This is a genomic window from Segatella baroniae B14, from assembly GCF_022024235.1.
Taxonomy (GTDB): domain Bacteria; phylum Bacteroidota; class Bacteroidia; order Bacteroidales; family Bacteroidaceae; genus Prevotella; species Prevotella bryantii.
On record NZ_CP091800.1, the window covers coordinates 875,102 to 889,675 of the forward strand.

Sequence of the window (14,574 nt, forward strand, 5' to 3'; positions counted from 1 at the left end):
AATGGGACTTTTAGATGACGTGGTAAGTGTCCCACGCAGAACAATGACACTTTTCTTTGTAATCGACACATCAGGTAGTATGATCGGTAACAAGATTGGTGCCGTTAATGATGCTGTTGAGAACGTACTTCCTATGCTCGATGAGATTTCTGCTTCTAACCCAGATGCAGAGATCAAGGTTGCTGCTCTTGAATTTTCAAGCGGTTGCAATTGGCTTTATGATGAACCAAAGCTTGCATCTGAGTTTGTATGGCAGGATGTAACAGCAAGTGGTCTCACATCACTTGGTGCTGCATGTCTTGAACTCAACTCAAAACTTTCTCGTAGTGGCTTTATGCAGACTCCAAGCGGAAGCTTTGCTCCTGCTATTATTCTCCTTTCGGATGGTGGTCCTACCGATGATTTCCACGGAGGTCTGTCAAAGCTGAAGGCAAACAATTGGTTCAAGAATGCCATCAAGATTGCTATTGCCATTGGTGATGATGCCGACAAGGACGTACTCACTCAGTTCACTGGAACAAACGAAGCTGTATTTACCGTTCATAACATCGATGCTTTGAAGCAAATCATTCGTGTTGTTGCTGTAACCTCTTCACAGATTGGTAGTAAGAGTAGTACTGCTGGCGATACCACTAAGCAGGAACAGGTTATCAAAGATGTGACAGAAGCCGCCAAGGATATAGATGGCGCACAATCAGAAGCAGAAGCAGCACCAGCTCCTGCAAATTCAGCAGATAATTACGACGATTGGGATTAAACCAAAGTTTCTGTAATGGAGAAATTAGTTCATTTTTGTCAAGGAGAAAGCCATAAAGCAACGGGCAAAGTATGTCAGGACTATGCGATGTGTAGTACTGACAATGGTATTGCTGTGGCTGTCTTGAGCGATGGACATGGTGGTAACAGATATTTCAGAAGTGACGTAGGCTCAAAGACGATTGTTGAATGCACCTTCAAAAGAGTAACAGAATTTGTAGAAAATGTGGATTCTAGCATTTTTGAAGGTAAGCCATTTACTGCAGTTTCGGCATTGACAACAGAACGCAAAGAAGAAAATCTGCGAAAGAACAGTAAAGCAGATGATCAACTGAATCAACTCTTCAAGTCAATAATATTCGGGTGGAGAACTGCTGTTGAAAAGCATGCAGAAGAGAATCCATTTACCGAAGAAGAACTGAAGTTGATTACAGATCCGCAAGACCCACATTCCATAGACAAGACATACGGCTGTACATTGATGTGCTATGTAAGGACACCAAAGTACTGGCTTGCTTTCCACCTCGGAGATGGGAAGTGCTTCTCGTTTGATGGAGATGGCAATTGGAGTGAACCGATTCCTTGGGATGAACGATGCTTCCTGAATAAGACAACATCCATTTGCGATACAGATGCACTATCCGAATTCCGCTATTGCTACCAAGGCAATGGAGATTTTCCTGTAGCAGTATTCCTTGCTTCTGATGGATTGGATGATTCTTTCGGAGAGTCCTTCAATCAAGCAAACTTCTATATCCAGATTCTGAAACTCATTGTTAACACGTCAAACAAAGATGCCCAGAAGGAAATAGAAGAAACGCTCCCACAGTTAAGCAAGATTGGAAGTCAGGATGATATGTCTGTAGCTTGCCTTTATGACGAGAAGGTATTAGATTCCATCATACCGAAACTCATATTATGGCAAAGGAGTAATGTAGAGAAACAGATTGATGCTCTCAACGAAAAGATTCTTGTGGCCAAAGCCAAGATGTCAAAATACTCACCTCTTAAGTTTTACACTAAAAAGGAATTGATTGAGGCTCAATATGCTCAAACAGACATTGAACGACTGTTTACATCCAAGCGAGAGCTTGCCGCCAAGTACAACAGGTTCACCAGTGAACTCCCTTCCACGGCTTCACATACTAATTACGATGACGAAATAGGATTATATGAGTACAAAGAAGAAGAGAAACGGCTAACTCTAACTGCTGATCAAATCAAGAAGCGATTGAGGGTTTTAAATCATCCGATGTACAAATTTAATATATGAACATGGATAAGAAATGTCAATTACATACAGGAATAAAGGATATTATTCAAACGAATGGAACAGAACCAATTCGAACCGTTCAGTTGGCTAATATCCTTGCTGATTATTCTGCCTACGATGAATATCCTGCAACGAAGGTCGTACTGAAAGACGTTCTGACTAATGGCTTTGGGCAACGCATTTATGATGCCTTCAAAAAGTCGGGAAATAGTTCACTTGCTGAAATAGAAAAGATTAAGCAGGATTATAGCAAGGATACAAAGTTCAAGAAGGATGTTGTCAATTATGTGTTTGACTCTATCTGCTATGGCTTGGGGTTAAAGACATCCGTTAAAGAGCCATCAAGCAACAGCTTTGATCCTTTCACAAACGAGTCGGATAACATTCTGGACAAACTACCTGGAATGTTGGCAGAACTAAAAAAGGAATATGAAGAAGCCTTGAAAACCCTTCTGGTACAGCCAAAGGATATTATCTGGGATGCAGCTGCTTATTATCCAGCATCAGCAGAAAACCAACTGTATTTGATAGAGGGTAAGATTCATGTTATCAGCAATCAGTTAGGCATCAACGATAACAACTGGTGTAAGAATCTGAAAGAAAAGACATTGAACAACCACCGCCAGAGAAAGATTAACTCTGTCAAGGAAGTACTGGATGCTAAGAAGTCTGATTTCACCACATTGTTGAATAATGCACTTGTCAAGCCATCTGCATCCTACATTAGCAAGTCTGGACATTATGCAGCTGATAAAGTCTCTGATATTGAGAAATTGGAGTCAGAGATTAAAGGTTTGTATGGTGAGATGGGTATAAAGTATGACGATTGGTGCGAAAAAGAAAAGAACAGAATTCTCTCACCATACGTTGTATCTGACAGCAACCGCATTCGTCAAATGCTCTTGAAGATAGCAATGCCAGCAGCTATGTTCTGTGGTGTTGGATATTATGGTGGAACTTATGCAACCTCTACTGATGACATCAATGCTTATGAACAAAGGATGGAAACAGCAGAAAGGTATCTCGCCAATGGAGATTACGGAAAAGCTATTGCTGGTTTCATTCAAGCATCCGACCAATACGATGGAAGTTACAGAACATCCTCATATAAGGATAGAGCAATGTCTCAGGCTGATGCGTGCTTTGAGAATATGCAGAACAAAGTGGCTTCATTGATTGAAGAAAAGCAATACGGAGAGGTTCTTTCTCTCATGAAATCTATACCAACTGAATACTTGTATGCAAATCAGGACAAGAGTGACTGGATAGAGAAAACAAAGATAGACCTGCAAAATACAGTAGCAGAAGAGGTTGACCAACTGGCAGATTTGATATCCAACAATGGTGGTCATCTGACGGAGGACGGCAAGAAATATCTTGATCAACTATTGGCTGTATCTCCCAACAATTACTGGTTGAACCTTATTAAGACGAAAGAGAAATGAAGAATTCTGCAAAAAACAAAATAAAGGCATTGTTGCTTTCTGCAACTTCGGCTTTATTGCCAACTCATGCACAAGCAGAAGAAGCCACTACATTCATGCCTGACCTTGGCAATAATGATGATTTCTTCGGTGAGACAAGACGCTCATGGGGAAAAGTATTCAAGAATGTAGCAAAACTTGATAAGAATGGTGATGTGAAGTATATTGCCAGCCACCGTTCACACATGTCACATCGTTCTGGCGGAGGCGGTGGCGGCTATGGTCACAGATCACATTATTCACATTACTCATCTTACGGAGGTGGTTCAAGCCATTACTCATCAAGTTCAAGTTCTCGTAGCAGTTCTTCGTCTTACAGCAAACCAAAACCAAAGTCTGCTGGCGATTACTCAATTGGTGATAGAACTTTGAAGACTGGTATTCACGGAAGTGATGTAACTGCACTTACGGGCTATCTTGCAACAGGTTTGTATATCAATCATTCATGGATAAAAGAGAAGGAAGGTTACTCTCTTTATGATGCTACAATCGCATCTGCTGTCAAGCATTTCCAGAAGGATGCAGGTTTGGCACAGACAGGTATTGCCGACCAAACCACAATAGACAAACTGAAATCGTGGGATAATAGCAAGACAACCGTCATCCTGGGTACTCGTGAATTATCGTATTCAGAGACATCAACCGACAAAGGTACTGACGTTACTGAACTTGTCAAACTTCTGACAAAAGCTGGGTTTCCACCTAATCCAAAGAAGATTGTCATGACAAGTGACGGTAGAACTGAGTTTACAAAAGATATAGCAACTGCAGTTAGGTTCTTCCAGGCATACAACAACCTTAGAGTAACAGGAAGAGCAGATGATGCAACTATTAAAGCGTTAAAAGCAAAGGCACAATAGTATTATGAATAAGATAGCTTCAAATATAATAAAGTCAATATTAGTGGCATCTGTTTTTTCCATATCAGGGAGTGACGTGGAAGACACAAATGATTATATGTATACTTTAGATAGTAATAACGACGAGCAAATGGCTGCTAATAGGAAGAAATCCGTTATAAAGAATGTCATAAAATTAAATGGAAACGGGAAATTTACATTAATTGCTGGTCATCGCTCACATTATTCGCATCGGTCGCATTATTCAGGAAAAAGCAGGTGCACTTCATTTAAATCTCCTCTAGAAATGATTCTTGGAGATAGAACAATTTCAAAAGGAATGTATGGGGCTGACATAGATATGTTGGCAACAATTCTAGATTCTAAGGGGCTATACGACAAACAATACATTTCCAAAATCAAGGGTATGGCATGTTTTGATCTTAGAATGGAACAATGCATAAAAAACATACAGGCAGAACATGGCATGAAAGTAGATGGAGTTTGCACCCGTGACGTTCTTTCTAAAATCTTGTAAAACCTATGGAAATTAAAGTAGATAGAAATATTTATTCAGATTCTTGCATATCTAAGGTCGTATATCTATTATCAGACAAATACAGCATTGAGAGAAACGTCGTAGACAATTACGAAATTCTTACAATTACTCATAAGACAGATGAAAAATTTGATGTCAGTAATTTTTGGGACAAAATGAATGATTTTAAGTTAAGAGAAATCATCAATACCGAGACAAAGGACATTAAGACAATTTTATACGCTAAAGCATTTGGAGAATTTGATAATTTAGACGAAAATGAATTCGACTGAAAAATATCACATACTTCCATTTAATTTTATCAGGATTGCAGGAAAAGAAGTGTTGATAAATGAGTTGGGAGACATGATTGTCGTTCCAAATGGTACTGCATGTCGTTTGGCGAACAAGGAAGATATAGACGAAGAATTATTCAAGGATCTATATGCTAAATTCTTTGTAACGAACAATTATTTCTCTCCATTGATGGATGTGTATGCAGCCAGACTCAGGGAGAAGAAAAGCTTTCTCGACAATTTTACCGCTCTACATATATTTGTACTGACGCTTCGTTGCAATCAGAATTGTGTATATTGTCAAGCGTCAAGTCAAGATGAAGTAAGCAAGCATTGTTCCATGAGTTTTCATACAATGGACAAAGCTGTAGAGTTGATGTTTAAGTCACGCTCTTCATCCCTTACAATGGAATTTCAGGGAGGAGAACCCACTTTGGAACCTAAACTGATTAGGTATGGCATTGAACGTGCAGAAGAAATTAACAAGACTGAGAAAAGGAATTTAGATTTTGTCCTTTGTACAAATAGTATCAATCTCACAGAGGAGATAATGGACATTTGTCAAACCTATCATGTGTTGATTTCAACTTCTCTTGATGGACCAGATTGGTTACATAATAAAAATAGAGGAAAGAAAGACAGCCATGAGAAAGTGGTTGCTGGTATAACAAAGGCAAGAACATTGCTTGGCCACGATCAAGTATCAGCTTTGATGACTGCTTCGGAAGAGGGTGTACTTCATCCAATCGAAATAGTTGATGAATATGAACGATTAGGTTTCAATAGTATCTTCCTTAGAGCGTTGAATCCATACGGACTTGCAAGAGACAATTCCGACTGGGAAGAATATACCGACAAGTTTATTGACTTCTATAAGAAAGCCCTTGACCACATTATAGACATTAATCTCAAAGGTAGGTTCTTCATCGAGGAGTTTGCTGCAATCATTCTCCGAAAGATGTTAACTCCGTTCTGTACGGGATTTGTTGACTTGCAGTCTCCTGCTGGTATAATAAATTCTGTTCTGGTATATAACTATGATGGCTATGTATATGCATCGGATGAATCACGAATGCTTGCAGAATTCAATGACTATACTTTCCGTTTGGGTAGTGTAGATGACAAATACGAAGATATAGTTTATGGTCAGAAGGCAAGAGAACTAGGAAAAATTTGGTGCAATGAGACGATTGCTGGATGTGCAGATTGTCCGATACGAGTGTATTGTGGTGCTGATCCTGTGCGAAACTATTCAACCCAAGGCGATGCATATGGTTTTAGACCCAACTCATGGTTGTGCAGAAAGAATAAAGCCATCATTGAGTACCTTATAGAATTAATTGTAACGCGTCACGATGAGGTGATGCCAATATTTAAAAGCTGGTTGATATGACGCAGAGACCATTAGACATATTATCCAACGACAATACATTGTTCTGCACGGAACAATGTAACAATCATTGCCTTATGTGCTGCCAGCCACCAATGAAGGTAGATGACATAAATCAACTGTTCGAAGAGAACTTATTGCGCATCCAAAACGCTCCCAAGGATTTACCGATTATTGGTATTACAGGTGGCGAACCTACCTTGTTGGGCGATAAACTAATCACTCTCGTAAAGTACATTCGCGAGCAACTTCCTAATACGGACATACACATCCTTAGCAACGGTCGCAATTTCAAGGACTCGGATTTTACTTCAGCATTAGTTAAAGCTGGAGAAGGTCGTATAATATTCGGTATACCACTACATTCTGACTTCTACAGAGATCACGACATAATTGCAGGTGCAAAGGGCGCGTTTGAAGAGACCATAACAGGTCTTTACAATTTGGCATCTGTAGGAGCATGTATCGAACTACGAATAGTGATGAATAAGCTCAACTATAAGCGATTCTTACCATTAGCTGAGTTTATTCATAAGAATCTACCTTTTGTCGCGTGGATTGCATACATGGGTATGGAATACACAGGATATGCAATCAAAAACAACAGAAACATTTGGATAGAGCCGAAGGAATACGTCTCGTATTTATTGGATGCAGTAAAATATCTAGATGAATGGCGCTACAATGTTTGCATATACAACATTCCGTTATGTCTCTTACCAGATAACTTTCACGAATTTGCACAGAAAAGTATCTCAGATTGGAAGAATGACTATCCCGACATCTGCCTGGAATGTAAGAAGAAAATAATGTGTTGTGGATTATTCACAACATCAATAAAACCATACGAAGGATTAAAAGCGATACAATAATGGGAAAAATAAGAATATACTCAAAGCAGCCAAAGCCAATCGTTTCGCTTTCAGAAACGTATACAGTATTCAGTTCGTATAAATCTGGAAAAGCGACATTGCGATTGAATCCTGATGGCGAATACCTTTTTACTGTATATGGTGATATTGGAGAGGCAACAGCCAAAAGAAGCTCTACCCATATAGCCACAGAGCAGAAATTAACAAATAATATGCTCAAAATGTATGAGGAAGCACAGGATGCTTATACAGCAATACATAAGAAGAGTAAATTACGTTTAGCATCTTCGTACTCTGTTCAGCAGAATGTAAAGCCCCAAGGCTCATACCAGTGGAAGACAATGGACCTAAAGAAACCAACGGACAATGAAGCAAAAGAACTTGTGGTGAACGAAGCAAGAAATTTGAATCACAATCCAAAAAGTTCTTCTGTGAGCGAGTCTGATTTTCTAAAGGCAAACATTGAAAAAGTAAAGAGACAACGTATGGATGCATGGGATGAGATTCAGAAGTTGTTTAACCTTATAGAACAAGCTCAAGCTGATAAAGCTAACGCTTCTTTCAAAAAGGTCTATGATGCGAGTGTAAGAGCACAACAGGAGATCATTGATGGCGAAAGTCATATCGTTGATGATGCCTTCTATGCATTTCCTACCACGTTGGTTGTACCATTCATCATTGAACTGGATTACAAATACAATCAGGCTGCCAAAAGCATAGATGTGAGCATTGAACTGACAGAAGATCCTTCGTTGAAGGTACCAATCAAAAAGGCGACCTTGAAGAAAACGGGTAAGATCTCCGTACGTGCTAAGACGCAAGGCGATCTACAACAGGATTATGCCAATACATGTTTGTCACTTATGTACTATGTGGCGTGCAATGTATTCAATATCAGTCCAAACATACAAACCTGCCGTATATCTCTTTATACAGCACAAAAGGCAAATGGTATTTGCTGGATGGAGTTCAATAGGAATAGATTCTCTACATTACACCTCTCGTCATTAGATCTTCTACAGGATATGAAGGGATGGCCTAATGTTGCTAACTTAAGGGTTCTGAAGACGACCTCCAGACTATTTATCATTGAGAAAACGGCATTTGAAAATCAGATTAAATCGCATATTGCTTCTTTGACGTAAAATGACACGAAAGCGATTAAAAGCAATGAACCTATTATTGGTACTACTGCTGTTGTGGAATCCAATAGTTTTATGGCTATACTACCAGAGTATGGTCATTGCCTTTTTGTTACCCATACTCATTGTTGTACTCGGAATTGTCATTTCAATGCTTAGCAGTTTGAGATTGAAAGTATGGGCGTTCAATTTTACTACTATTGCGAGCATTCTTTTTCATACAGAGGTAATTTTTACAATGGTTTATGCTGATAAAGATATACCAAACCTGTATGAACTGCATGGAAAATACTATTTCAACAAGCCTTATCTCGACCAACAATTTAATGATCCTGAATTTGTGACACGCTATAAAACAAATTGCCAAGGATACAGGGTTGATGATTTAACTTCACAAGATCAGAAGATTGAAAAATGTGATTGGCTGTTTATTGGAGATTCTTACACGCAAGGCGCTCAGGTAGAATATAATCAGTTATTCTCATCGTTGATTTATAAAGACTTTCCTGATAAAGTAATAGTCAATGCCGGAATAAGTGGAGCTGGCCTTTATGACGAGTTGAATTATTTCAAGGACAAGGGTAAAGAGTTGTCGCCAAAGGTTGTATTCCTACAGATAGGTGCATTCAATGACTTCATGAATATCAAAGAGCATGTACCATCACTACAGGATTATATCATGGAGTGGTCGGCACTATACCGTTACTTTGAATATAATATTGCAAATAGAGATGAGCTTCCATTAGGCAGATGGACGGAACCGTTCTTCCCAAACAAGGAAGACAACATCGACAATAATATCTTCTTCAAGCAAACATCCGATTATAAAGAATCCGACAAAAGGGCTTTCAAAAATTGCATCACAGAGTTCAAGAAAGAGGTTGAGGCTGTTGGTGGACAGTTAGTACTAATCTTTATCCCTTCAAAAGAACAAGTTTCGCAAGAACTGTTAAAGGAGGTTTTGGATGCGTACAATATCAGTAAAAATGAAATAGACCTGACTATTCCAAACAAATTATGCCAATCAGTCGCAAATGATTTGGGAATGCAGCTTTATGACTTGACTGCTGAGTTCTGTCATTCAAAAACATTTCCATTCTTTGCACATGACGAACACATGAATGTAGTTGGACACCAACTAATAGCAGAAAGATTAGTCAAGGAAATGAGTTCGATAAGTGGTAAATATGAATACCAGAGCGAGGGTAATTTCCATGAGCGTTACCCAACGCTTCATGCAGATGGTACCATGGTGTATCAGTCTCAAACAGAGCACTATTACACTATAAACAGATTGAATATCAATAATGGCAATCGAGAAGAGTTGTGGAGAGGTGTTAGTGAACTTGTGCATCCTATGATTTCAAGCGATGGCAGATACCTTGTATTTACCGAGGGTGAACAAGAATCCCTTAATACAGATGTCGTTCTTTATGACTTCCTAAAAAACAATCAGATTGCTATAAACAAAAAACCAACAAAAGGTTCTATTCCTTGTATCAGCAAATCGGCAACAAAGATTGCGTATCCGTGCTGGACATTGGATGAAACAATACCACAGATTGCCATTTATGATATTGCCACAGGAAAACAAACGCAATTTAAGGATGGAGTAGAATGTTGGCGACCATTATTCTCAAATGATGAATGCTACATCTACTACATTCAAAAAGAAACGCATGATAGTCACTTCATTATTAAACAATATGATGTGACAACGGGTGAAAAGTCTATTGTATTAAAGCAACCATTCGATATTTGGGATATTGCGGTATCACCATCTGGAAAGTATATCGCATATGCAGGTAACAAGGACGCAAATTGGGATCTTTTTATATACGATACGGAACATAAACATAGCCGACAAATAACCCATACGATTGGAGATGAGTGGGATCCTGCTTTTGGTGTTTCAGATGATGAGCTTTGGTTTGCTGGTGTTTTCGGTTTCAATGACGGTATCTATCATGTTCGATTAAAATGACAAAATTATATCAGACAGTAATATGGTTGGCAAGTGTAGCTGTTTTGACTTGCTTCATCAAGATGTACGTCTTGATGTTCCTTGTTATGTCTGTTATAATCGCAATGTCCTCAAAACTCTTAGGGAAAAACAAAAGCAAGAACATAATTGTTACTGATATTCTCATTCTTGTTTCTGCTTTCTTTGCATTGAAAAGTTCGCATAGTTTGATTCTGCCCTTAGGGTATTCCGTATTTGCATTTTCTGCAATATCTTTGGTCGCAAACCAATATAGAGATTACAAGGACTATACGATATTGGAGATTCTCTGTTACCTATTCTTCTTTCCTAAAATCTTTGCAGGACCTATTGATAGAGTGGAAGATTTTGTCGGACAGCTGCGAGAGAAAAAGAAACCTGCATTGAACAAGCTATACCATCCGATTAAGATGTGTATCTTTGCGTGTTTCTATAAATACGTGATTGCGGATAGGATCTATTACCTGTGCAACGAAGAATACTATGGGTTGAATGAGATATGCAGCATCTTGTGTTATGGTGTGGCATTTTTCTTTGATTTCTATGCATATTCAATTTTTGCCATTGCCTTTGGTAAATTGTTGGGCATAGATCTTCCAGAGAACTTTGATTCGCCATATCAAAGCAAGACGTTTCGTGACTTCTGGAAAAGATGGAACATCACATTAGGAACTTGGCAGAGGGATTACATTTACATACCGTTAGGTGGTAATAGAGTTTCGAAGAATCAATGGGGCGTAAACATCTTGTTGGTCTTTATCGTTAGTGCAATTTGGCACGATTCTACAGCACCTTTCATTTTTTGGGGTGTAATTCATGCAATACTCCTAATAGCGGAACGACACTTCAGTATCAAGGGAAATAGATATTATGGAGTCGTTGTCTTTATGATTAGCATTCTGCTGTGGCAACTATTTGATGTTAATAGCATTGAGGATTTCTCATTACGTTTATTAAGGTGTATAGAATATCAACCATTTGACACAACTATCGTTATCGGTAGCATTGTATCATTAGGGGTACTATGGTTTGCTGATAGAGAGTCCATAAAGGCGGCCATATTCCAACACAGGAATACAGGTCGGTATATCTTGAAGGAAGTTCCGATAACGAGTATTATTCTTGTACTGGACATATTGTTTGTAAACAATCCAAGTATTAATTTCTTTTATATGAAGTTCTGATGGTTATATTGGGTATTACCGCATATTATCATGATTCGTCTGCTGCACTGATTGTGAATGGACGAATAATTGCTGGAGCGTTGGAAGAACGTTTCAGCAGGAGGAAGCATGATAACAGATTCCCTACCTTGGCTATTCAGTTCTGTCTGGAATACGCAGGAATATCATTGGATGATGTAGATGTTATTGCTTTCTACGAAAAACCTTTCAGAAAGTTTGAACGAATCTTGAAGGAAAGTATTATTTATGCGCCAAGAAGCTATGGACGTTTCTTGAAATCTGTACCGATATGGCTCAAGGAGCGTTTGAATATGCGTAAGACTATCAAGCAGGAATTGAAAAATATTTATGGCAAAGTCCAAGCAGACATCCGTTTCGTAGATCATCACCTGGCACATGCTGCTAATGCGTATTTCTTATCACCATACCAGGATGCTGCAATACTTGTATTGGATGCAGTTGGAGAGGAATCAACGACCTCTATCTATAGTGCATCTGATGGGGAGGTCACGTTAATCCAAAAGCAAGTATATCCAAACTCCATAGGACTATTGTATTCTTCATTTACATATTTCTTGGGTTTCAAAGTAAACTCAGATGAATACAAAGTAATGGGATTAGCGCCATACGGCAAAAAGGATTCGGAAGAGACAAAACGTTTCATTAGAATCATCAAGGATAATCTGGTTGATGTTCATGAGGATGGAAGTATTGTACTCAATACAAAGTACTTCTCATTTATGTATTCCGATAAGATGGTGGATGATCATAAATGGGAAAGGTTATTTGGAATCCGTAAACGAAAAGAAGGAGAGGAAATTACCGCATCGCACCAAAATCTCGCTTTGGCAATACAGTTGATTACCGAAGATATTTTTTGCAAGTTGGCATCAACAGTAAAGCTTATAACGGGCAGGTCGAATCTTTGTATCTCTGGTGGTTGTGCTTTGAATTGTGCAGCAAATGGTGAGATACTAAAGAGCCATTTGTTTGCAAATGTGTATGCGCCTTATGCGCCAGATGACTCTGGATGTGCGATTGGTGCTGCTCTGGCTTGTTCGACAATGATTGACAAAGATATTAATGACTCGTCTTTTATTGGTCCCGATTATGATAATGACCGCATGATTTCTGCAATTGAGCAAAACGGATTACAATACCTTCATCTTGATAAAGATAGGTTATGTGAAAAGGTATCAGAACTGTTGTTTGAAAGTAAGGTTGTTGGTTGGTTCCAAGGAAGAATGGAATTTGGGCCAAGGGCTTTGGGTAACAGAAGCATTCTTGCAGATCCGAGGTATGTTGATATGAAGGATAAGGTCAATTCAAAGATTAAATTCCGTGAAGAGTTTAGACCATTTGCTCCTGTAGCTTTGGATAAGTATGCAGGTGAAATAATGGAGCTACATGGAATGGAAAGCGAGCACATGATGTTCACCTACACGATGAAACAAAGAGGGTTTGATGCTATTACTCATGAAGATATGAGTGCAAGGGCTCAGATACTGCATAGAAATTATAATGAAGAATTATACTCATTGCTCGAAGCATTCTACGAAAAGACAGGATGCCCAATGTTGCTAAACACCAGTTTTAATGTAATGGGCGAACCGATTGTTTGTTCTCCGGAAGATGCAATCAGGACTTTCATAAACTCAGGATTAGATGCCTTGGTAATTGGTAACAACTTAATAATGAAATAATATGGATTTTATAAAGGAACTTTTTATATACATATACTCACAACGAAAGTGGTGGCTTGCGCCTATCATTATTTTATTGTTAATTGTAGGACTATTCGTGTTATTTGCTGATTCTGCAATAGCACCATTTATTTATACGTTGTTCTAATGAAGAAGATTTTATCATATCTCAAATCTATCGGACAGTTCATGAATAAGATTGTCGTTAAGATGTTACTGACGCTTGTTTATGTACTTGTGATACTGCCATATCATATTTTTATGAGAAGTGGCAAGAATAGCAGATGGGGCACTTATTATAAAACTTATAGTCAACAGGATTTTATACACATGGGTTAAAAGACAGAATTATGACAAGAGAACAAATAGAAGATATTATCGAAAGAACTGAACACTCAACAAAGGCAAGTGTTTATTACGATTGGTTCATGGTTGGTGTGATCATAGTGAGCATCCTGCCACTGATGTTCATGCAAACCTATACCGTATTTAAGGTAACGGAAATGATAACGACAGCTATCTTCGTTGTTGATTACATCTTACGATGGCTAACTGCAGACATCAGATTGAAGAAGGGAAAGAAATCCTTCTGGCTTTACCCATTTACCTTTATGGCAGTTATTGATTTGCTATCCATTCTTCCTGCCATTTCCATCTTTAATCCAGCATTCAGATTATTGCGTTTCGTCAGGTTGCTCAGAATCATTCGCGTAATGAAACTGGCATGGTACTCGAAACCAATAGCAACGTTTGCGAAGATTCTGTACAAGGAGCGCCACATCCTCATGTCCGTTCTGATTATATCCATTGCGTACATCTTTGTTACAGCCTTGGTGTTGTTCAATGTCGAGCCGCACGTCAATCCTCATACAGGCGAACAAACCTTCAACTCATTCTTTGACGCACTCTATTGGGCAACCGTTACGCTCACTACCGTAGGATATGGTGATATGTGTCCTGTTACGGACATCGGTCGTTTCGTCAGTATGCTTTCCTCCCTCTTCGGAGTAGCAATCATTGCCCTCCCTTCGGGTGTCATTACCGCCAGCTATTTGGAAGAGTTGAGGAATGAGAGAAAACCGTAATTATAGAAAA

15 protein-coding genes are annotated in these 14,574 nt (G+C 38.8%); all 15 read left to right on the plus strand.

What is annotated here, in order from left to right; genetic code table 11:
• Nucleotide 1: 1 nt before the first annotated feature.
• The 15 genes from L6469_RS13630 to L6469_RS13700 are packed head-to-tail and all read left to right on the plus strand — an operon-like array spanning nt 2 to nt 14,564.
• Nucleotides 2–757 (plus strand): vWA domain-containing protein, encoded by a 756-nt coding sequence (locus L6469_RS13630; protein WP_039870714.1) that lies wholly within the window; start codon nt 2–4, stop codon nt 755–757.
• A gap of 15 nt (nt 758–772) precedes the next feature.
• The gene (locus L6469_RS13635) at nt 773–2,029 is read left to right on the plus strand and encodes a protein phosphatase 2C domain-containing protein (protein WP_006282804.1); all 1,257 of its coding nucleotides are present in this window, start codon (nt 773–775) and stop codon (nt 2,027–2,029) included.
• A gap of 2 nt (nt 2,030–2,031) precedes the next feature.
• Nucleotides 2,032–3,474 carry a hypothetical protein gene (locus L6469_RS13640; protein ID WP_223918715.1) on the plus strand — a complete coding sequence of 481 codons (1,443 nt, stop codon included), beginning with the start codon at nt 2,032–2,034 and terminating at the stop codon, nt 3,472–3,474.
• Nucleotides 3,471–4,373, plus strand: a complete 903-nt coding sequence (locus L6469_RS13645) for a peptidoglycan-binding protein (RefSeq protein WP_074803250.1) — start codon at nt 3,471–3,473, stop codon at nt 4,371–4,373. Before L6469_RS13640 ends, L6469_RS13645 begins: the two co-directional genes overlap by 4 nt.
• 4 nt (nt 4,374–4,377) lie before the next feature.
• Nucleotides 4,378–4,890, plus strand: a complete 513-nt coding sequence (locus tag L6469_RS13650) for a hypothetical protein (RefSeq protein ID WP_074803253.1) — start codon at nt 4,378–4,380, stop codon at nt 4,888–4,890.
• Nucleotides 4,891–4,895: 5 nt separating this feature from the next.
• Nucleotides 4,896–5,183: a His-Xaa-Ser system protein HxsD gene (gene hxsD / locus L6469_RS13655; protein ID WP_074803255.1), complete on the plus strand. Its 288-nt coding sequence runs from the start codon at nt 4,896–4,898 to the stop codon at nt 5,181–5,183.
• Entirely contained in the window at nt 5,170–6,579 is a 1,410-nt protein-coding gene (gene hxsB / locus L6469_RS13660) for a His-Xaa-Ser system radical SAM maturase HxsB (RefSeq protein WP_074803258.1), read from the plus strand. The genes hxsD and hxsB overlap by 14 nt, the downstream gene beginning before the upstream one ends.
• The gene (gene hxsC / locus L6469_RS13665; RefSeq protein WP_074803262.1) at nt 6,576–7,448 is read left to right on the plus strand and encodes a His-Xaa-Ser system radical SAM maturase HxsC; all 873 of its coding nucleotides are present in this window, start codon (nt 6,576–6,578) and stop codon (nt 7,446–7,448) included. The genes hxsB and hxsC overlap by 4 nt, the downstream gene beginning before the upstream one ends.
• On the plus strand, nt 7,448–8,593 hold the full coding sequence (locus tag L6469_RS13670) for a hypothetical protein (protein ID WP_006281881.1): 1,146 nt from the start codon (nt 7,448–7,450) through the stop codon (nt 8,591–8,593). Before hxsC ends, L6469_RS13670 begins: the two co-directional genes overlap by 1 nt.
• Nucleotides 8,594–8,618: 25 nt before the next feature.
• Nucleotides 8,619–10,574, plus strand: coding sequence for an SGNH/GDSL hydrolase family protein (locus tag L6469_RS13675; protein WP_223918714.1), 1,956 nt, complete (start codon nt 8,619–8,621; stop codon nt 10,572–10,574).
• Nucleotides 10,571–11,776: an MBOAT family O-acyltransferase gene (locus tag L6469_RS13680; RefSeq protein ID WP_006281883.1), complete on the plus strand. Its 1,206-nt coding sequence runs from the start codon at nt 10,571–10,573 to the stop codon at nt 11,774–11,776. The genes L6469_RS13675 and L6469_RS13680 overlap by 4 nt, the downstream gene beginning before the upstream one ends.
• Nucleotides 11,776–13,479, plus strand: a complete 1,704-nt coding sequence (locus tag L6469_RS13685; protein ID WP_006281884.1) for a carbamoyltransferase — start codon at nt 11,776–11,778, stop codon at nt 13,477–13,479. The genes L6469_RS13680 and L6469_RS13685 overlap by 1 nt, the downstream gene beginning before the upstream one ends.
• Nucleotide 13,480: 1 nt before the next feature.
• Nucleotides 13,481–13,627, plus strand: a complete 147-nt coding sequence (locus L6469_RS13690; protein ID WP_223918713.1) for a DUF5989 family protein — start codon at nt 13,481–13,483, stop codon at nt 13,625–13,627.
• The gene (locus L6469_RS13695; RefSeq protein WP_039869981.1) at nt 13,627–13,818 is read left to right on the plus strand and encodes a hypothetical protein; all 192 of its coding nucleotides are present in this window, start codon (nt 13,627–13,629) and stop codon (nt 13,816–13,818) included. Before L6469_RS13690 ends, L6469_RS13695 begins: the two co-directional genes overlap by 1 nt.
• Nucleotides 13,819–13,829: 11 nt before the next feature.
• Nucleotides 13,830–14,564 carry an ion transporter gene (locus L6469_RS13700; RefSeq protein ID WP_006281885.1) on the plus strand — a complete coding sequence of 245 codons (735 nt, stop codon included), beginning with the start codon at nt 13,830–13,832 and terminating at the stop codon, nt 14,562–14,564.
• Nucleotides 14,565–14,574 lie beyond the last annotated feature (10 nt).